Genomic DNA, 19,412 nt, shown 5'->3' with positions numbered 1-19,412 from the left:
GTAGTTGTAGGCTCTTCAGTTGTTGTTGTAGTTGTTGAAGTAGTCGTTGGCTCTTCTGTTGTTGTGGTTGTTGAAGTAGTTGTAGGCTCTTCAGTTGTAGTCGTAGTTGTAGTTGTTGTAGTTGTGGTTGTGGTAGTTGAAGTTTGATCGCCATCCACACCACCGTTTGCATTGATGTTTGCCACAGATGCGTTTACTTCTTTGGCCACAACCGCAGTTTCACCTTTGACTTGGTACCAAACTTTTGTGTTGTTCTTGAAGTCTTTTTGGTTTTCGTTTTCTACTTTTGTACGATAGAAAATAAGAACGCCAGTCTTGTTGATCAAGTCTTTTGGAATTGTAACAGTGATTTTTCCAGAAGCGTCTACGGTAAATGTTGAGCCTGGGAAAGCAGTTTTGAAATCTTCAATCGCTGTATCGCCGGCAAAGTAACCAGGTTTATTTCCAGTCGTTGTAATACTGAAGCTATCTGTCACAAGTTTGTGTCCGCCTTGCACTTCGTCTTCCACACGAACGTCACCATCAACCTCTAAGTTCATAGCATTAATGGTTAGAGTCCAAAGAATATGCTCAGGATCATCAGCGTGCATATCACCTGCTTTGAGATAGAATGGAGCGTTGTTTACGCCGGTAGCCATTTTCTTAACGCTTAAATCAACTGTCTTATCTCCACTGATGATAGTAAATTTACCAACATGTTCTTTATCAGTTGCTGTATTATTATGAACTTCAATCTCAAATTCACCCCAACCACGGATGTTTTGAAGGTTTTTGATAGCTTCGTTAAAAGTAACAGTAGCAGAGCCATCAGTAATGACCATGTCTCCAACGTAAGTTCCGTCGATGTTTAGAGGAATAGTCTTTTTAAAACCTACCCCATAGACTGTACCAGAACTAGTCCAATTAACTTTTAATGTATCACCTGGTTGGATTTTTTGTGCGTGCTCGTCAAATGTAAACTTAACAGTTGTTTGTCCACCATCTGTGATTTCATTTGATGAAACAGTCAGTGAGCTAATATTATTACTGACATCTCCAGCTTTTACCACATCAGACTGCGAAAATACTATGAACAATAAGGGTAAAAATACAAGAAAGAAGACTTTTGCAAGTCTACTTAGATTATTTTTTTTCATTTCCTTCTCCTATTTGTCTCCAAATTTTTACACTTATTTGGATGTTAAAACCAAAACTTACAAATATATGCATAATTATATAGGTTACTTTTTCAAGACAACACTACTAAAAATGCACCTCCTACTAGTCAATTATCAAAAAAATATCCTATAAGGTGAATTATATCACAAATAAATAAAACTTCAAGTATTTAACTGTTCTAATTATAAAATTATATTAAATTCTCTGAAAAAATTTAAACATTTACTTTGAACAATGTTTGTAAGCAATGATTCATTCGTCGAGGAAATGAAAAAGGACTATTTTTGAAATAGTCCTTTATATAGTTAATCAATCTTTAACCTTATTCTTTTTCATTTTTACGTAAGAATGCAATGGCACCGATTGATGAAATGAGAGTTACAAAACCAATGATAGTAACTAACGTTCCTTTGCCTTCACCAGTATTAGGAAGTCCTGGTTTGTCGTTTGTTGTTGTTACTGTAGATTTAGGTTCTTCACCAGTGGTTGTAGTAGTTGTTGTGCTTGAAGTAGTCTTAGGCTCTTCAGTTGTAGTTGTTGTGGTTGAAGTAGTCTTAGGCTCTTCGGTTGTAGTTGTTGTGCTTGAAGTAGTTGTAGGCTCTTCAGTTGTAGTTGAAGTAGTTGTAGACTCTTCAGTTGTGGTTGTTGAAGTAGTTGTAGACTCTTCAGTTGTTGTAGTTGAAGTAGTTGTAGACTCTTCTGTTGTTGTAGTTGAAGTAGTTGTAGGCTCTTCAGTTGTTGTAGTCGTTGTTGTGGTCGTAGTAGTAGTTGTCGTTGTTGTTTCTTCTTTTGGATTCACAATTGTTTTAGTTACTGAATGATCAGCTCCAAAATCGTCAACGTTAACTTCTGTATCCGCAACTTTGATGACATAGCCTGATGGTGCTTCAACCTCGGTGATAATATATTTATCTTTCAACAGTTTGTTAACAGCAATATTACCATTTTCATCAGTTTCGTATTCACCGATCACTTGATTGTTAGCTTGACGAACTACTTTAAATTTAGCACCCTTAAGTGGTTGATTCGCCTCATCTACTTTATGGATATTGATTGAGTAAACATAACCAAGACCAGCACCACCAGCAATTTGAACTGCAGCACCATTAATTACGCTCGTACTTTCAATACCAACACCTTTAAGAGTTGCTTCATTTTTCAATAACTCACCATCAACAGGGTCATAATTTAGACGAACGTTATAAGAAATACGATATTGGTCCGCTTCAGTAATATCTCCTAACTCAACTACGAAAGATTGTCCATCTTCAGCGACTGTCACTTTATGTTGATCTGTAACATCAACACGGTCAGAGAATACCCATTCACCAGTTTCGAAAGAGAATTTACCTTTGATAACTTTAATACTATCTTTTACATAGCTAGCGTTTGTAAATTGCAAGTGGTCCTCAATCGTTACACCTTTAATATTCTCTTTTGTACGATTGACTGAAATAGTGTATTGGACCTCTCTTTTATCACCTTCATTAACCCAACTAGTCTTTGTTAAAACTTTTGGATCACCATCACCGATACCTTTAAATGTAATCTTCCCAGCAGGTTTTGATTCTTTGTTTATCGTAATCTCAATTGGAATTTCTCCTTGTTGAGGATGTTTTTTGAAATCGACACGAGCATAGAAGAAGAAAGAGCCATTTGTATCGTTATGTTTTTCAACATAATCCGTATAAGTTAAAGAAATGGACTTGTTATCCGCACTTACTTTAGCGTGCGCGATAATCTCATTTGTATTGATATCTTTAATTTCGAATGATTGTGAAGTAACCACCAAAGCGTCTGGTACAGTCATAACAGTAGTATCCCCTGCTTTGACATTTTTTCCAGATAAATCAAATTTTGCATTGATACGGAATGTAGCCCATTGCGCTAAATCCCAAGTTAGATCTCCACCTTCATTATTTACAACTTTGACATCTGTAATTGCATCTACAAATTTTCCATTTACTGAAATCTCAGGAGTTTCAGCAAATGTTTTATTCAAACTAAATACAAAGACAGTTGTCAATAAGCAAATAATAAAAGAAAAGATTCCCAATTTCTTTTTGTTCTTCATTATTTTCCTTCCTTTTGTTAGATTGGTGTTCTTAAGATACAAAAAAATTATACTTTAAGTAATATTCCCTGAATCAATTTTTTTATATAGGATGATTTTATAGACACCCTTATTGCTGGCCTCCTCCTAGTCTATTACTAAAACTATCCTATAGGTGAATTATATCACATTATAATGTGTACATCAATAATATATATGCAGAATTTGCTATAAATTAAAAAAATCACAAAAACTTATAAATTATCTGTCTCTTAAGAATTAAAACAATATAAAAACCGCTTACATTCTTTGTTTTATCACGTTTAAACTTTTTAGTGTTTTATCTAATGATAATAAAAATCATTTCAACAGTTTACAAAAATCTAAGAATTATCTATTTTTGAATACTAGAAATTTTATATTAAATTTTATTATATTTTTAAAATTACTTATTTGAAAATCAATCGTGTGAGAATTTATTATTCTATCTGTTTGTGCTATACTTTGAAGTATATTATATAAAGAATACTGAATACAGGACAATGAATTGATGATTTATAAATTTTTACTCTTCGACCTCGATCATACTTTACTTGATTTTGATGCTGCTGAGGATGTAGCATTATCGCACCTCCTAAAAGAAGAAGGAGTTGAGGATATCCAAGCATACAAGGATTATTATGTGCCAATGAACAAAACACTTTGGAAGGATTTGGAGCTGAAAAAGATTACAAAACAAGAACTAGTCAATACACGTTTTGCAAAATTGTTTGCTCATTTTGGCATTGAAAAAGATGGTGCCTACTTAGCAGAGCGTTACCAGTTTTTCCTGTCTAAACAGGGACAGATTTTCCCAGGTGTGGAAGATTTATTAAAAAAATTGATACATCAGGGATTTGAACTCTATGCTGCGACAAATGGAATTACCTTTATTCAGACAGGCCGTTTGGAACAATCTGGTATTGCACCCTATTTCAAGGAAATCTTCATTTCTGAGCAACTCCATACCCAAAAACCAGATGCAGCATTTTATGAGAAAATTGGAGCTCGAATCCCTAACTTTGATAAAGATCATGCCCTTATGATTGGCGACTCCTTATCAGCTGATATTCAGGGGGGAATAATGCTGGCATCGATACTATCTGGTACAATCCTCATCATCTTGAAAACAAGACCCAAGCCCAGCCAACTTATGAAGTCGACTCTTATCAGGCTTTGCTAGAAATCTTAGATAAACTGTAAAAAGTGGTTTAGATAGCCACTTTTTGCTATAATAGAGGCAGTATTAAGGAAGGAGTAGTTAACGATGTCAAGGCCAGAACTTTCTCTTTATGAACCATTGTATACACTAAAGGAAGTTGATCAAAATATCTGGATAGTAGATGGTGATTTGATTCAAATGGATATGAAGATCTTCAAGCTTCCTTTTCAGACACGTATGACGGTGGTTAAGTTAAATGATGGCAAACTTTGGATTCACTCTCCGATTGCGCCAAATAAGGGACTATTTACTGAACTAGACGCTTTGGGCAAAGTCGCTTACCTGATTTCACCAAATAAGATTCACTACGCCTATATTGCAGATTGGAGAAAAAGATATCCTCATGCGCAAGCATGGTCTAGTCCAGGAGTTGAAGAGAGAGCGAAAAGTCAGAATGTCAAGGTAGAATTTGATGCTCCTTTAACAGATATGGCTCCCGACCTATGGTCTGATGAGATTGATCAACTTATTTTTAAGGGAAGTTCTGTCATCGAAGAGGTGGTCTTTTTTCATAAATCAACTAAAACACTCATAGTAACAGACCTTATAGAGAATTTTGAACCGGAAAAGATAGCTAGTCCAATCCGAAGAAGATTCTATCGTTTAGCTCGTGTAACAGCCCCTGATGGTCAAACTCCTATTGATTATCGGATGACTTTTTTAGGAAGACAAGGGGAAGCAAAAATGTCTTTTTTCCGTATGCTAAACTGGAAACCGGATAAGATTATACTTGCACATGGATTATGCTTTTTTAAAAATGGTACGGATGAATTAAGACGTGCTTTTAGATGGATACGATAAAGGGGAGAAAGATGCAACACTCATCTTGGCATGCTTTGATTAAGGAGCAATTACCTGAAGGTTATTTTGGGAAAATCAATCAATTTATGGAGAATGTCTACTCACAAGGAATTGTTTATCCACCTAGAGAAAAGGTTTTTCAGGCTCTTTTGACAACTCCTCTAGAAGAGGTTAAAGTGGTGATTCTGGGGCAGGATCCTTATCACGGGCCTGGTCAGGCTCAGGGGTTGAGTTTTTCTGTTCCAGATAGTATTCCAGCTCCTCCTTCCTTGCAAAATATCTTGAAAGAACTTTCTGATGATATTGGTATTAAAAAGTCCCATGATTTGACTTCATGGGCTCAGCAAGGTGTTTTGCTTCTCAATGCTTGTCTAACAGTTCCAGCTGGTCAAGCAAATGGGCACGCTGGTCAAATTTGGGAACCTTTTACGGATGCTGTTATAAAGGTTGTCAATAATTTGGATAGACCAATAGTCTTTGTACTGTGGGGTTCTTATGCTCGCAGGAAAAAAGCGCTGGTAACCAACCCTCAACATTTAATTTTAGAATCTGCTCACCCTAGTCCTTTATCTGTTTACAGAGGATTTTGGGGTTCAAAACCATTTTCCAAAGCCAATTCATTCTTAGAAAAAACTGGACAAGAGCCAATTGATTGGCTTAGATAAGGAGATATTATGCCTCAGTTAGCGACGATTTGTTACATTGATAATGGAAAAGAATATCTGATGCTTTATCGAAATAAAAAGCCCAATGATGTCCATGAAGGGAAGTGGATAGGAGTAGGAGGTAAACTTGAAAAGGGTGAAACTCCTCAAGAGTGTGCGACCCGTGAGATTTTCGAAGAAACGGGGTTAAAAGCAAAGCCTGTACTCAAAGGTATTATTACTTTCCCTGAATTTACACCAGACTTGGACTGGTATACTTATGTTTTTAAAGTAACTGAGTTTGAGGGTGAATTGATAGAGTGCGATGAGGGAACTCTGGAATGGGTTCCTTATGATGAAGTTCTCAGCAAGCCGACCTGGGAAGGGGACCATACCTTTGTCGAGTGGCTTTTAGAAGATAAGCCCTTCTTTTCAGCAAAGTTTGTTTATGATGGTGATAAGTTATTGGATACCCAAGTGGATTTCTACGAATAAAGGAGAAAGCAGATGTTACTAATTAAAAATGGTCGAGTAATGGATCCTAAGTCTGGTTTGGATCAAGTGTGTGATATCTTGGTTGAAGACAGTAAAATTGTCAAAATTGCACCACAAATTAGTGAAAAAGATGCAGAGGTTATTGATGCAACTGGTCTTGTAGTTGCACCCGGTTTGGTGGATATCCATGTTCATTTCCGTGAACCTGGTCAGACTCATAAAGAAGATATTCATACAGGTGCACTAGCAGCTGCTGCGGGTGGCTTTACGACGGTTGTTATGATGGCGAATACCAATCCAACCATCTCAGATGTTGAGACGTTAGAGGAAGTTCTTCAGTCTGCGGCCAAGGAAAAGATTAACGTTAAATCTGTAGCAACGATTACCAAAAACTTTAATGGACAAGATTTAACTGATTTTAAAGCACTTTTAGAAGCAGGTGCTGTTGGATTTTCTGATGATGGGATTCCTCTCGAAAGTAGCAAAGTTGTCAAGGAAGCCATGGAAGCGGCTAAAAAGTTGAATACCTTTATCAGTCTTCACGAAGAGGATCCTGGATTGAATGGTACGCTAGGTTTTAATGAAAACATTGCTAAAGAGCACTTCCATATTTGCGGAGCGACTGGTGTCGCAGAGTATGCGATGATTGCTCGAGATGTCATGATTGCCTATGCGACTAAGGCTCACGTTCATATCCAGCATTTGTCAAAAGAAGAAAGTGTCAAAGTTGTGGAGTTCGCTCAAGGCTTGGGAGCAAACGTAACTGCAGAAGTAGCACCGCAACATTTCTCTAAGACTGAAGCGCTTCTCTTGACTAAAGGAAGTAACGCTAAGATGAATCCACCTCTTCGTCTGGAGTCTGACCGTCGTGCAGTTATTGAAGGGCTTAAATCTGGAGTCATTTCTGTAATTGCAACTGACCACGCGCCACACCACGCTGATGAAAAGAATGTCGAAGATATTACCAAGGCACCATCAGGTATGACTGGATTGGAAACTTCCTTGTCACTAGGTTTAACTTATTTGGTTGAAACTGGTGAGTTAAGTTTGATGCAATTGCTTGAAAAAATGACAGTAAATCCAGCCAAATTGTATAAACTTGAAGCAGGTTATTTGGCTGAAAATGGTCCAGCTGATATTACCATTTTTGATGATAAGGCGGACCGAATCGTAGACACACATTTCGCATCAAAAGCATCTAATTCACCATTTATCGGTGAGCAATTAAAAGGGCAGGTAAAATTTACTATCTGTAGTGGACAAATTGTTTACAAAAACTAGGTGAAAAACTGCTCTATAAAAACAAAATTTAGAGAGGGTCTGTATGTACCCAACACATCAATCTAAAGATAAGTTTGTCTTGTTTCTCAAGATTTTCTTTCCTATTTTGATTTATCAATTAGCAAATTACTCTGCTTCCTTTGTAGATACGACCATGACTGGCCAGTACAATACTATTGATTTGGCTGGAATAACAATGGCTACTAGTTTGTGGAATCCATTTTTTACCTTCTTAACTGGTATTGTTTCAGCTCTAGTTCCTATCATTGGACATCATTTGGGTCGAGGAAAACAGAAGAAAGTAGCTTCTGACTTCTATCAATTTCTTTATCTTTCGCTTGGTTTATCCATCTTTCTATTTGTTTTAGTTTTCTTTGTGGCGCCACTTATTCTAAACAACATGGGGCTAGAAGCAGCAGTAGCAGATATAGCAATTCGTTACCTATGGCTTTTAGCTATTGGAATTATTCCTCTCTTACTCTTTAGCGTTATTCGTTCATTACTGGATGCACTGGGATTAACCAAGCTATCCATGTATTTGATGCTCCTTTTATTACCTTTAAACAGTATTTTCAACTATCTCTTGATTTACGGGGCTCTTGGCTTTCCTGAGTTAGGAGGAGCTGGAGCTGGACTTGGGACTTCCTTGGCTTATTGGGCTTTGTTACTAATTTCTATACTAGTCCTTCTTAAACAAGAAAAACTAAAAGAATTTCATTTAGAGAATCGTTTACCTTTAGACAAGAATCAGATAAAAGAAGCAATCAGATTAGGATTACCCATTGGCGGAACAGTATTTGCAGAGGTTGCTATTTTTTCAGCAGTTGGATTGATTATGGCAAAATTCTCATCATTGATCATTGCTAGTCATCAATCAGCTATGAATTTTTCGTCACTTATGTATGCTGTTCCTATGAGTATTTCAACGACTATGGCTATAGTTGTTTCTTATGAAGTAGGTGCAAAGCGTTTAGAAGATGCTAAGAAATTTATTAAAATTGGTCGACTATCCGCTATGGTGTTCGCAATGTTAACTCTCAGTTTTTTGTATATTTTTCGAGAAAATGTTGCCAGACTATATGGATACGATTCCGATTTCATTCACTTAACTGCTAGTTTTATGACCTATAGCTTGTTTTTCCAGTTAGCTGATACATTTGCAGCACCCTTACAAGGCATTTTGCGAGGTTACAAGGACACGGTTATACCCTTTTATCTTGGCCTCATTGGATACTGGGGCGTAGCTATTCCTCTTGGATTGCTCTTGGATTATACGACAAGTTTAGGACCTTATTCATATTGGATCGGTCTCATTATAAGTTTAGTAGTCAGTGGTCTCCTCTATCAGTGGCGTTTACAAGTTATTATAAATAAAATGAAATAATACTTAAACAAATTAGTTTGTGAAATATTTATTCTATGTATAGAAAAGTCTTGATTTTATTGACTTTTCTTTTTTTATATTGTGAAAAATATAGACATTTTTTTTGACTCTGATGTACTAATAAAGTAAAATAGAATTACAAGAATTTAAACTTAGAAAGGCAAAATTATGTCAACTCTAGATAAAAATCTTCTACTTGAGATGTTCCGTAAGATGGAAGAAATCCGTCGTATGGATTTGAAGATTGCTCAATTGGTAAAAAAAGGGAAAGTGCCAGGAATGACGCACTTCTCTGTTGGTGAGGAAGCGGCAAACGTTGGGGCTATGTTGGCTTTAAACGAAGACGACTTGATTACCTCGAATCACCGTGGTCACGGTCAAGCCATTGCCAAAGGTATCGACCTCAATGGAATGATGGCTGAAATCCTAGGTAAATACACTGGAACTTGTAAAGGTAAAGGTGGGTCAATGCATATCGCCGACCTTGACGCTGGTAACCTTGGTGCTAATGGTATTGTAGGTGGTGGTATGGGAATTGCAGTAGGTGCTGCCCTCACTCAACAAATGAAAAATACCGGTAAGATTGTCGTCTGCTTCTTCGGTGATGGTGCAACAAACGAAGGTGTATTCCACGAAGCGGTGAATATGGCTTCAATCTGGAATCTTCCTGTTATTTTCTACTGCATCAATAACGGATACGGAATTTCAGCAGATATTAAGAAAATGACAAATGTTCAACATATCCATGAACGTAGCGCTGCATACGGTATTCCTGGTATGTTTATCCCTGATGGAAACAATGTTATCGATGTCTACGAAGGATTTAAGAAAGCAGTCGATCATGTCCGCTCTGGTAAAGGTCCTGTCTTGATTGAAAGTGTAACCTACCGCTGGCTTGGTCACTCATCTTCAGACCCAGGTAAATATCGTACACGCGAAGAAGTAGAAGAGTGGAAACAAAAAGATCCAATTGAAAATCTTCGTAAGTACCTTGTTGAAAATAATATTGCTAGTGCAGAAGAACTCGAAGAAATTCAAGCGCAAGTTAAGGAAGCAGTGGAAGCATCTGTTAAATTTGCTGAAGAAAGTCCATTCCCTCCGCTTGAATCAGCATTTGAAGATATTTACGCAGACTAAGGAGAAGTAGAGAAATATGGAAACAAAATTAATGTCTTTCCGCGATACCATTATCCTTGCAATGTCTGAGGAAATGCGTCGTGATGAAAATGTGCTTTTGATGGGTGAAGATGTCGGAGTTTTTGGTGGAGACTTCGGAACTTCTGTAGGTATGTTAGAGGAGTTTGGGCCAGAACGTGTACGTGACTGTCCGATTTCCGAAGCAGCTATTTCTGGTGCAGCAGCAGGTGCTGCTATGACTGGACTTCGTCCAATCGTTGACATGACTTTCATGGATTTTTCTGTTATTGCCATGGATAATATCGTCAACCAAGCAGCTAAAACTCGTTACATGTTTGGTGGAAAAGGACAAGTACCAATGACAATCCGCTGTGCTGCTGGTAACGGAGTAGGTTCTGCAGCACAACATTCACAATCATTGGAATCATGGTTCACTCACATCCCAGGATTGAAGGTTGTAGCTCCAGGTACACCAGCTGATATGAAGGGACTTCTTAAGTCTTCAATCCGAGACAACAACCCTGTTATCATTCTTGAATATAAATCAGAATTTAACCAAAAAGGTGAAGTTCCTGTTGATCCAGACTATACTATCCCTCTTGGTGTTGGAGAAATCAAACGCGAAGGAACTGATGTAACTGTAGTAACATACGGTAAAATGCTTCGTCGTGTCATGCAAGTAGCTGAAGAATTGGCTGAAGAAGGCATCTCAGTAGAAGTAGTAGACCCACGCACCTTGGTTCCACTTGATAAAGAAATCATCATTAACTCAGTTAAGAAGACTGGAAAAGTAGTTCTTGTCAACGATGCCCACAAGACAAGTGGTTTCATCGGTGAAATCTCAGCAATTATCTCTGAGTCAGAAGCATTCGATTATTTAGATGCACCTATTCGCCGTTGTGCAGGGGAAGATGTGCCGATGCCTTACGCACAAAATCTTGAAAATGCAATGATTCCAACAGTTGAAAGCATCAAAGATGCAATCCGTAAAACATACAACAAACAATGATACATAAAATAAATTATGTGAACAAATTAATCAGACGAGAAGCTTTGTATCTATAGATGCAAAGTTCTCTACGAACTTGATATCTTAGATTAGAGCACGGGCTAAAGTCTGTGTGAAAAAAATAAACTTTCATAGAAACTAAAGTTTCTTCGTCAAGTTTTCTATTTTCACTTTGACTTTTAATGCCCTTAGTATCATGTAATTGAATTCGGACGGAGGTCTGTGAAAAAAAGATAGATTTCCTTGTGTTCATCGAACACATCGTCAATCTCCTATTTTTTCATTGCCCTCTTCGTCCTTAATATCTTAGTATAGAATAGGAGAGGTCATGGCTGATGATAAGCTAAGAGCGACTCCTGCAGCTAGAAAATTAGCGGATGATTTAGGAATTAATCTCTACGATATTTCTGGCTCAGGCGCAAACGGTCGTGTCCACAAAGAAGACGTGGAAACATATAAAGACACTAACGTGGTTCGCATTTCACCACTCGCAAAACGAATTGCATTAGAGCATAATATTGCTTGGCAAGAAATCCAAGGTACTGGTCATCGTGGTAAAATCATGAAGAAGGACGTTTTGGCCTATCTTCCTGAAAATATCGAAAATGACACTATCAAATCGCCTGCTCAAATTGAGAAAGTGGAAGAAATTCCAGACAACGTAACACCTTATGGAGAAATCGAACGCATTCCGATGACTCCTATGCGTAAGGTTATTGCGCAACGTATGGTTGAGTCATACTTGACTGCACCAACCTTTACGCTTAACTACGATGTAGATATGTCTGAAATGCTTGCCCTTCGTAAGAAAGTTCTTGATCCAATTATGGAAGCAACTGGTAAGAAAACCACTGTAACAGACTTGCTTTCTCTTGCTGTTGTTAAGACTCTTATGAAACATCCATACATCAACGCTTCATTGACAGAAGATGGTAAGACAATTATCACTCACAACTATGTAAATCTTGCGATGGCGGTTGGTATGGATAACGGTCTTATGACTCCAGTTGTCTATAACGCTGAAAAATTAAGCTTGTCTGAGTTGGTAGTTGCATTTAAGGACGTTATTGGACGTACCTTAGATGGTAAACTAGCTCCTAGCGAATTGCAAAATTCAACCTTCACCATCAGTAACTTAGGTATGTTTGGTGTTCAATCATTTGGTCCTATCATCAATCAACCGAACTCAGCAATTCTTGGTGTTAGCTCAACAGTTGAAAAACCGGTTGTAGTGAATGGTGAAATCGTGATTCGTCCAATTATGAGTCTTGGTTTAACAATTGACCACCGTGTCGTAGATGGTATGGCTGGTGCTAAGTTTATGAAAGACTTAAAAGCTTCAATTGAAAACCCAATCTCAATGTTGGTTTAAAATATTTGTTTTAGAAATATAGATAAAGGAAGAAAGATATGGCCTTAGAAGTAATTATGCCCAAAGCCGGCGTCGATATGACAGAAGGACAAATCGTCCAATGGAATAAAAAAGTCGGGGAATTTGTAAAAGAAGGAGAAATCCTTTTGGAAATCATGACTGACAAAGTCAGCATGGAATTGGAAGCAGAAGAAGACGGTTACTTGATCGCTATCCTTAAAGGTGATGGTGAAACGGTTCCGGTTACTGAAGTTATCGGTTATCTTGGTGAAGAAGGGGAAAATATCCCAACAGCTGGAGCAGTTGCACCAGAAGCTAGCCCAGCACCTGCAGCAAGTGCTTCAAATGATGACGGTAAGAGCGATGATGCTTATGATATCGTTGTTATTGGTGGTGGACCTGCTGGTTATGTTTCTGCTATCAAGGCAGCTCAATTGGGTGGTAAGGTTGCCCTTGTTGAAAAATCTGAACTTGGTGGAACTTGCTTGAACCGCGGATGTATCCCAACTAAGACTTACCTTCACAATGCTGAAATTATCGAAAATATCGGTCATGCAGCAAATCGTGGTATTGTGATTGAAAATCCTAACTTCACTGTTGACATGGACAAACTTCTAGAAACTAAATCTAAAGTTGTCAATACTCTTGTAGGTGGAGTTGCAGGACTTCTTCGTAGCTACGGAGTTACTGTACATAAAGGTATCGGTACAATCACAAAAGATAAGAATGTCTTGGTAAATGGTTCTGAATTGCTTGAAACTAAGAAGATTATCCTTGCTGGTGGTTCAAAAGTAAGTAAAATTAACGTTCCTGGTATGGAATCTCCACTTGTGATGACGAGTGACGACATCCTTGAAATGAACGAAGTTCCAGAAAGCATTGTGATCATTGGTGGTGGAGTTGTCGGTATCGAGCTTGGCCAAGCCTTCATGACATTTGGTTCAAAAGTTACTGTTATCGAAATGATGGATCGTATCGTTCCAGCTATGGATGCAGAAGTATCTAAGAACCTTCGCTTGATTCTTGAACGTAAAGGTATGACTATCTTGACAGGTACTAAACTTCAAGAAATCATTGAAGAAGATGGCAAACTTCGTATCAAGGTTGAAGGAAAAGATGATATCATCGCAAATAAAGCCCTTCTTTCAATCGGTCGTGTTCCAGACCTTGAGGGTATAGGTGATGTTGAATTTGAATTAGAACGTGGTCGTATCAAAGTTAATGAATACATGGAAACTTCTGTTCCTGGTATTTATGCACCAGGTGATATCAACGGTACTAAAATGTTGGCCCACGCTGCCTTCCGTATGGGTGAAGTAGCGGCTGAAAATGCCCTTAAAGGAAATCACCATGTTGCTAAATTGAACTTGACTCCTGCAGCTATTTACACACTTCCAGAAGTAGCAGCAGTTGGTTTGACTGAAGAACAAGCCCGTGAGAAATATGATGTCCAAATCGGTAAATTCAACTTTGCCGCAAACGGACGTGCCATTGCATCTGATGCAGCTCAAGGATTTGTTAAAGTCATTGCAGACAAGAAATACGGTGAAATCCTTGGTGTTCATATCATTGGTCCAGCAGCAGCTGAATTGATCAATGAAGCGTCAAGCATCATCGAAATGGAAATCACTGTAGAAGAAATGCTTAAGACAATCCACGGACACCCAACATACTCTGAAGTTATGTACGAAGCATTTGCTGATGTTCTTGGAATGGCTATCCATTCACCTAAGAAAAAATAAAAATAGATAGACTAGACTGGAATTATTTTCCAGTCTCTATCGTATTAGAAGGTATCTTATGAAATACATTATCAATCATTCAAACGACACTGCCTTTAATATTGCTTTAGAGGAATACGCTTTTAAGCATCTTCTTGATGAAGATCAAATCTTCCTTCTTTGGATCAACAAACCATCTATCATTGTAGGTCGTCACCAAAATACCATCGAAGAAATTAACCGTGACTATGTTCGTGAAAATGGAATTGAAGTAGTCCGTCGGATCAGTGGTGGTGGTGCTGTTTACCATGATTTGAACAACCTTAACTATACCATCATTTCAAAAGAAGATGAAAACAAGGCCTTTGACTTCAAGAGCTTCTCTACTCCAGTTATCAATACCTTGGCTGAACTTGGTGTTAAAGCTGAATTTACAGGCCGTAACGACTTAGAAATCGACGGTAAGAAATTCTGTGGAAATGCACAAGCCTATATCAATGGCCGTATCATGCACCATGGTTGTCTTCTCTTTGACGTAGATTTGTCAGTCCTAGCTAACGCACTTAAAGTCTCTAAAGTTAAGTTTGAATCAAAAGGGGTTAAATCAGTCCGTGCTCGTGTAACGAATATTATCGATGAGTTGCCAGAAAAGATCACTGTTGAAGAATTCCGTGATTTACTCTTGGAATACATGAAAAAAGAATACCCTGAGATGACTGAGTATCAATTCTCAGATGAAGAATTGGCTGAAATCAACCATATCAAGGAAACCAAGTTCGGTACCTGGGATTGGAACTATGGTAAATCACCAGAGTATAATGTCCGTCGTGGAACTAAATTCCCAAGCGGTAAGGTTGAAATCTTTGCTAATGTTATTGAATCCAAAATCCAAGACATCAAGATTTACGGGGACTTCTTTGGTATCGAAGACGTAGCAGCTGTAGAAGATGTCCTTCGTGGTGTTAAGTACGAACGCGAAGATGTTCTTAAAGCCCTTCAAACCCTTAACCTAGGTCGTTACTTCGCAGGAATCACTGCAGAAGAAATCACTGAAGCAGTTGTAGAATAAAATCAAAAGAGATCCATGTAATATGGATTTCTTTTTTTAAACTTGATAATCATCCATGATGAGAGTATAATGTAGTTGATTTTTTAAATAAGGAAGGAAAAATTAAAAATGATAGAGGTTCCAATTGAAAATCTCGGTCTATTTGAACAGTTAGATCGTATTGTGGTAGCATTTTTTAAGAATCAAGAAACTACAAATCCTTATGATTTAAACATTAGTATCACACAAGAGAATTTCGATAAGAAAAAACAAGAGTTAGAGCCATTAGGTTATCAAGCTGTCCAACTACCATTAGGAATGGCTTTAGATAATGTTATTCAGCAAGCACATTTTAAAGCATTGATTATTGGTGGTCTTGCTCCTGAGGAAATCATCGTAAGCAAAGAAGCGTTAATGCCTCTAAAAGACATTGTTGATAGTTTTTGCATTATGTACGCTGCAGCTAATAACCGTCTTGAAAATAGTAAGGCTTATGAATTAATGAAAGATAAAACGGTCTACTTTATTGGTAAACTTCTGACTGATAACCCACAGAAAGGTGATGAAATTGCTTATATGGGTATCGATCGTACAGCTAGTGACGGTACTCCTTATGAAGCTGTTAAATGCTTTCTAACAAAAGATAGCGCAGAGAAGTTCAATGGTGAAAAAAGACCAGTTAGTCCAGCCAACTTAGCCTATCTAAAATCATTTATAGGAAAGCCAGTTATTATTGAACCGCACAGAAATTATTGGATTGAATTTTTATAATAACAAAAAGAGCGTTAGATAATTAAAAATCTATCGCTCTTTTTGAAAAAATATTACATAATTTATATTATGTATCTTATAAACTATCCAAGGCATTTTTCTGTTCGTCATTAACGATATGCGTATACAAGTCCGTTACCTGTGTGCTAGCATGTCCCAGCTGGTGGCTGACCAAAACTTGGGATTTGGTTGCATCATAAAGACGGGTTGCAAGAGTATGGCGTAGTTTGTGGGGCGTCACGCGGACTTTGAAATCTTCTGAATACTTTGCGACTATCTTTTCAACACTAGAGGCATCAATCCGGTTTGGAACACCTCTATACAAGGTCAGAAAGAGGGCTGTATCGGTCTTCTCTGACTTATAGCGTTTGTCTCGAATAGCAAGATATTGCTCCAGATAAGGCTTAGCAAAGGCAGCCACATTGACTGAGTCGCGTTTTCCACCCTTACGAGTAACGTCAATCACCATCATTTTAAGATTGAGGTCTCGAAGATCCAGGTTAACCGCTTCAGAGAGACGGACACCAGAGGCAAGAAGCAGTGCAATAATGGCTAAATCTCGCTCTTTATTCTTATTAAAGGAAGATAAGGCGCGATTTGAGAGTGTTTGAGGGTATTCCTCATCTATATAATTCAAAAACGCTTCTGTTTCATCCCCTAAAAAGAGCTTTTGCTTGATATTTTCAGCTCGCGCAGCCAAGGTTTCTTTCTTTTTCTTGGTCGCAACCTTCTTCATGACATTACGATAGAAATAAGGTTCCCCTTGCTCATTTTCAACTTCCTCGGTCAAATACTTATAGAGACTAGATAGTGCAGAAAGGGTACGGTTAATGGTTGTTTGAGAAACCCCATTTTTCGTCGTATTGGCATTGAGCAGAGGACGTTCACGTAAGTAAAGAATAAAGGACTCCATGTCTTTCTTGGTCATGTGCTCCAGAACGTCTAAGGGAATATTGGCCATGGTGTCAGCATCTGATATACCAGATTCCAAGACCCAGGTGAAAAATCGATCGTATTCCTTTAAGTATTCGTATAAGGTCGTAAAACTATATGGAACGGCCAGTTTTGATTGGTAATATTCTAAAACGTACCAAGGCATGACCTGTTTGAGTTTATCGATACGTTCTAATAAGATCTCGCGTTTCATGTTTTTCTCCAAATCTTTCTATACTAGTAGTATAGCATAGCTAGATGTATTTTTCAAGAAAATTATAGTTTTTCGGAAAGATGTTATAGGGGATATACAAAGTTTAACTGGAAAAAATTTTTCTCGAAATAATGTACTTTATTCCCGTGAAAACTAAATCTTTCGCATACTAAAATTCTGTACACTATCTACTTGAAAACTAAAAATACAATCTTTTAAAATAATGTACTTTATAAAAATCTATGATAAAAAACAAGTTCAAATTTGAACCTGTTTTTTAAATTTTCCTATAAGGAACAAAATGTTCTCTTTTTCGTCTACGCCCTTTACAAAATATGCATGGCTCGATAGATCGTTTTACATTTGCAATCTTATCTACAATAGCCATTCTATAACGATGCTCTGGATTATTCTTACAAATCCACCAAAATCTTAATTGCGTATTATTTGGGATTCTTTCTGGATCCCCTAGAATAAGATTGTTAAGATAGTCCCACTCGTTCATCAAATCTTCAAATGAGATATTATCTTGTCTTTCTTTTAATTCTGCACAAAATGGACACATTTCTTTAAGATCTTTTGTCTCGGAATTTAAATACTTATTTAATATAATGCTGAAGCGCTCATGAAATTCGAAGTTACATTCTTTGCAGCGCCATAAATAAAACCTTTTTTCAGTTAATAATGGAACAAAACTATCTATTGAGACTTTATTATTTGGTGCCCACAATTTTGCTAGTTCAGGGTACAAATAATCAAATGTATTATACCCATTCAGAGGCTTATCGTTGTTACAGAAAGGACAACACTGAGAAACTTCTCTTCGAATTGGGATAGAACATAAATATGTCCCATGACACTTTGAACAATCCCACCAATATTTTTTCGTTTCTATTGTTGTCTGAGATAAATGAATAGGAATTTTATTTTTATCGCTCCATTCTTTGATGAGTTTTGGTTCTTTAAGGAAAATATTATTTTTAAATACCTCAGTCCTCCAGTCACATTGATTGGGACATGTTTGAAAGTTTTGATTTTCTAAATCGGTTCGACTGATCATTTCGGCTGGGCTACATTGAAAGTTGATTTTACAACAAGGACAAACCCAACTAACTACATTATTTGACTTAAACCAATATTCGGAAAAATCCCTTTCATTACTGAGGTCCCAAAATTCCCTCAAATAGGGATGTGTTTCATTTAGTGTATTAAAATCCTGAAGTTTTTCTCTATTTGAACAAAATGGACAAGACCTATCTGTTTTTTCAAATAGTGAGCATGAATACTCTCCGTGACAATTCGTACATTCCCATAACACATGAACATTAGATAATACATCAACTTGATTAGGTGTATTATTGTTCCTTTTAGACCACTCCTTGAGCATGGAAGAATTTAAAAAAGATAGAGGAGAAACATCAAAATCTTTATCCAATAACTCTTCAAATGAAGAATGACACTCCAAACAGTAATGACCACTTCTTTTAATTCGGTTCAATAATCTATCAATAGATAATTCAAATTTGCAATGACACTTATCACATTCCCAATGGATAGGTACTGTTATATTGTAACTCAGCTTCAGTTCGTTAAATTTAAATTTGTTTAAATGTTCGCTATAGATTTTAGCTAAATTTGGATAAATTGATTTGTAATCGCAATGATAGGAAGTTTCATTGCAGCCAAAATGAAATAAATCCCCACTTGTTAGTTGAAATAACCTCTTATTTGTCGCAGAATCTTTCCAACTTAATTGACACGTCGGACATTTAAAATTGAATTTTCTTTTACTATTGAACGGCAAGGTAAGAAGTTTCTCATCTAATTCTTCATCTCGCTCAATGCTGTAGTTTATATAATTTCTGAAATCGGGATAAACCTGAAGGACGCTCTCATTTTCATCAATGGAACGTTCACCTAATCCACAATGGGGGCAACACCTAAGATATTCATAACTGTCAAGCTGCACATCAATGATTTTCGCTTCCCAATGGTGTTGACAATAAGGGCAAGACCAATAGGCATATTTTAAACTATTTGACGATAATTTTTTGGGGTCAAGAACATTTCGTTTTTGATCCCAGTACATGTAAATAGCTGGATTATCTTTAACTTTCTTGTTCATTTCTT

15 protein-coding genes and 1 pseudogene are annotated in these 19,412 nt (G+C 37.2%); 12 read left to right on the top strand and 4 right to left on the bottom strand.

The window, feature by feature from the left end; all coding sequences use genetic code 11:
- A partial coding sequence (locus HMPREF3237_RS04785; protein WP_083327674.1) for an Ig-like domain-containing protein occupies positions 1-1,136 on the bottom strand: 1,136 nt, incomplete at its 3' end.
- Positions 1,137-1,480: 344 nt separating this feature from the next.
- On the bottom strand, positions 1,481-3,232 hold the full coding sequence (locus tag HMPREF3237_RS04780) for an LPXTG cell wall anchor domain-containing protein (protein ID WP_070889015.1): 1,752 nt from the start codon (positions 3,230-3,232) through the stop codon (positions 1,481-1,483).
- Positions 3,233-3,761: 529 nt separating this feature from the next.
- Here HMPREF3237_RS04780 and HMPREF3237_RS04775 point away from each other — a divergent pair.
- The 12 genes and pseudogenes from HMPREF3237_RS04775 (at position 3,762) to HMPREF3237_RS04720 (ending at position 16,135) form a co-directional block, all read left to right on the top strand.
- Positions 3,762-4,453 (top strand): annotated as a pseudogene (locus HMPREF3237_RS04775) (YjjG family noncanonical pyrimidine nucleotidase).
- A gap of 64 nt (positions 4,454-4,517) precedes the next feature.
- Complete coding sequence (locus HMPREF3237_RS04770; protein ID WP_070889014.1) at positions 4,518-5,273, top strand: DUF4336 domain-containing protein; 756 nt, start codon at positions 4,518-4,520, stop codon at positions 5,271-5,273.
- A gap of 11 nt (positions 5,274-5,284) precedes the next feature.
- Positions 5,285-5,938, top strand: coding sequence for a uracil-DNA glycosylase (locus HMPREF3237_RS04765; protein ID WP_070889013.1), 654 nt, complete (start codon positions 5,285-5,287; stop codon positions 5,936-5,938).
- Between the two features lie 9 nt (positions 5,939-5,947).
- Positions 5,948-6,412, top strand: coding sequence for an NUDIX hydrolase (locus HMPREF3237_RS04760; RefSeq protein ID WP_006145568.1), 465 nt, complete (start codon positions 5,948-5,950; stop codon positions 6,410-6,412).
- Positions 6,413-6,424: 12 nt separating this feature from the next.
- Entirely contained in the window at positions 6,425-7,693 is a 1,269-nt protein-coding gene (locus tag HMPREF3237_RS04755) for a dihydroorotase (protein WP_006145567.1), read from the top strand.
- Between the two features lie 43 nt (positions 7,694-7,736).
- Positions 7,737-9,077, top strand: a complete 1,341-nt coding sequence (locus tag HMPREF3237_RS04750; protein WP_070889012.1) for an MATE family efflux transporter — start codon at positions 7,737-7,739, stop codon at positions 9,075-9,077.
- A gap of 168 nt (positions 9,078-9,245) precedes the next feature.
- Positions 9,246-10,214: a thiamine pyrophosphate-dependent dehydrogenase E1 component subunit alpha gene (locus HMPREF3237_RS04745; protein ID WP_070889011.1), complete on the top strand. Its 969-nt coding sequence runs from the start codon at positions 9,246-9,248 to the stop codon at positions 10,212-10,214.
- 16 nt (positions 10,215-10,230) lie between these two features.
- Positions 10,231-11,223 (top strand): alpha-ketoacid dehydrogenase subunit beta, encoded by a 993-nt coding sequence (locus HMPREF3237_RS04740; RefSeq protein ID WP_070889010.1) that lies wholly within the window; start codon positions 10,231-10,233, stop codon positions 11,221-11,223.
- 328 nt (positions 11,224-11,551) lie between these two features.
- Positions 11,552-12,595, top strand: a complete 1,044-nt coding sequence (locus HMPREF3237_RS04735; protein WP_070889009.1) for a dihydrolipoamide acetyltransferase — start codon at positions 11,552-11,554, stop codon at positions 12,593-12,595.
- 38 nt (positions 12,596-12,633) lie between these two features.
- Positions 12,634-14,337 (top strand): dihydrolipoyl dehydrogenase, encoded by a 1,704-nt coding sequence (lpdA, locus tag HMPREF3237_RS04730; protein WP_070889008.1) that lies wholly within the window; start codon positions 12,634-12,636, stop codon positions 14,335-14,337.
- A 58-nt stretch (positions 14,338-14,395) separates the two neighbouring features.
- Positions 14,396-15,385, top strand: a complete 990-nt coding sequence (locus HMPREF3237_RS04725; RefSeq protein WP_070889007.1) for a lipoate--protein ligase — start codon at positions 14,396-14,398, stop codon at positions 15,383-15,385.
- A 108-nt stretch (positions 15,386-15,493) separates the two neighbouring features.
- A complete protein-coding gene (locus tag HMPREF3237_RS04720) occupies positions 15,494-16,135 on the top strand; it encodes a hypothetical protein (RefSeq protein ID WP_070889006.1) in 642 nt (213 codons plus the stop codon).
- 76 nt (positions 16,136-16,211) lie between these two features.
- Here the strand turns inward: HMPREF3237_RS04720 and xerS are convergent, their stop codons facing one another.
- Both xerS and HMPREF3237_RS04710 read right to left on the bottom strand, forming a co-directional pair.
- Entirely contained in the window at positions 16,212-17,282 is a 1,071-nt protein-coding gene (gene xerS / locus HMPREF3237_RS04715; protein WP_070889005.1) for a tyrosine recombinase XerS, read from the bottom strand.
- Positions 17,283-17,559: 277 nt separating this feature from the next.
- Positions 17,560-19,407 (bottom strand): zinc-ribbon domain-containing protein, encoded by a 1,848-nt coding sequence (locus HMPREF3237_RS04710; protein ID WP_006152013.1) that lies wholly within the window; start codon positions 19,405-19,407, stop codon positions 17,560-17,562.
- Between the last annotated feature and the right edge of the window lie 5 nt (positions 19,408-19,412).

It is taken from the genome of Streptococcus sp. HMSC34B10, from assembly GCF_001839505.1.
Taxonomy (GTDB): domain Bacteria; phylum Bacillota; class Bacilli; order Lactobacillales; family Streptococcaceae; genus Streptococcus; species Streptococcus peroris.
The sequence above is the reverse complement of the archived record's forward strand: the minus strand, read 5'-3'. Positions and strand labels throughout refer to the sequence as shown.

Excerpts from the sequence above, each read along its gene's own strand:
- lpdA (WP_070889008.1), top strand. The coding sequence starts at position 12,634 with ATGGCCTTAGAAGTAATTATGCCCAAAGCCGGCGTCGATATGACAGAA.
- HMPREF3237_RS04735 (WP_070889009.1), top strand. The coding sequence starts at position 11,552 with ATGGCTGATGATAAGCTAAGAGCGACTCCTGCAGCTAGAAAATTAGCG.
- HMPREF3237_RS04710 (WP_006152013.1), bottom strand. The coding sequence starts at position 19,407 with ATGAACAAGAAAGTTAAAGATAATCCAGCTATTTACATGTACTGGGAT.
- HMPREF3237_RS04720 (WP_070889006.1), top strand. The coding sequence starts at position 15,494 with ATGATAGAGGTTCCAATTGAAAATCTCGGTCTATTTGAACAGTTAGAT.
- HMPREF3237_RS04770 (WP_070889014.1), top strand. The coding sequence starts at position 4,518 with ATGTCAAGGCCAGAACTTTCTCTTTATGAACCATTGTATACACTAAAG.
- HMPREF3237_RS04740 (WP_070889010.1), top strand. The coding sequence starts at position 10,231 with ATGGAAACAAAATTAATGTCTTTCCGCGATACCATTATCCTTGCAATG.
- HMPREF3237_RS04755 (WP_006145567.1), top strand. The coding sequence starts at position 6,425 with ATGTTACTAATTAAAAATGGTCGAGTAATGGATCCTAAGTCTGGTTTG.
- HMPREF3237_RS04760 (WP_006145568.1), top strand. The coding sequence starts at position 5,948 with ATGCCTCAGTTAGCGACGATTTGTTACATTGATAATGGAAAAGAATAT.
- HMPREF3237_RS04750 (WP_070889012.1), top strand. The coding sequence starts at position 7,737 with ATGTACCCAACACATCAATCTAAAGATAAGTTTGTCTTGTTTCTCAAG.
- HMPREF3237_RS04725 (WP_070889007.1), top strand. The coding sequence starts at position 14,396 with ATGAAATACATTATCAATCATTCAAACGACACTGCCTTTAATATTGCT.
- HMPREF3237_RS04765 (WP_070889013.1), top strand. The coding sequence starts at position 5,285 with ATGCAACACTCATCTTGGCATGCTTTGATTAAGGAGCAATTACCTGAA.
- HMPREF3237_RS04780 (WP_070889015.1), bottom strand. The coding sequence starts at position 3,232 with ATGAAGAACAAAAAGAAATTGGGAATCTTTTCTTTTATTATTTGCTTA.
- HMPREF3237_RS04745 (WP_070889011.1), top strand. The coding sequence starts at position 9,246 with ATGTCAACTCTAGATAAAAATCTTCTACTTGAGATGTTCCGTAAGATG.
- xerS (WP_070889005.1), bottom strand. The coding sequence starts at position 17,282 with ATGAAACGCGAGATCTTATTAGAACGTATCGATAAACTCAAACAGGTC.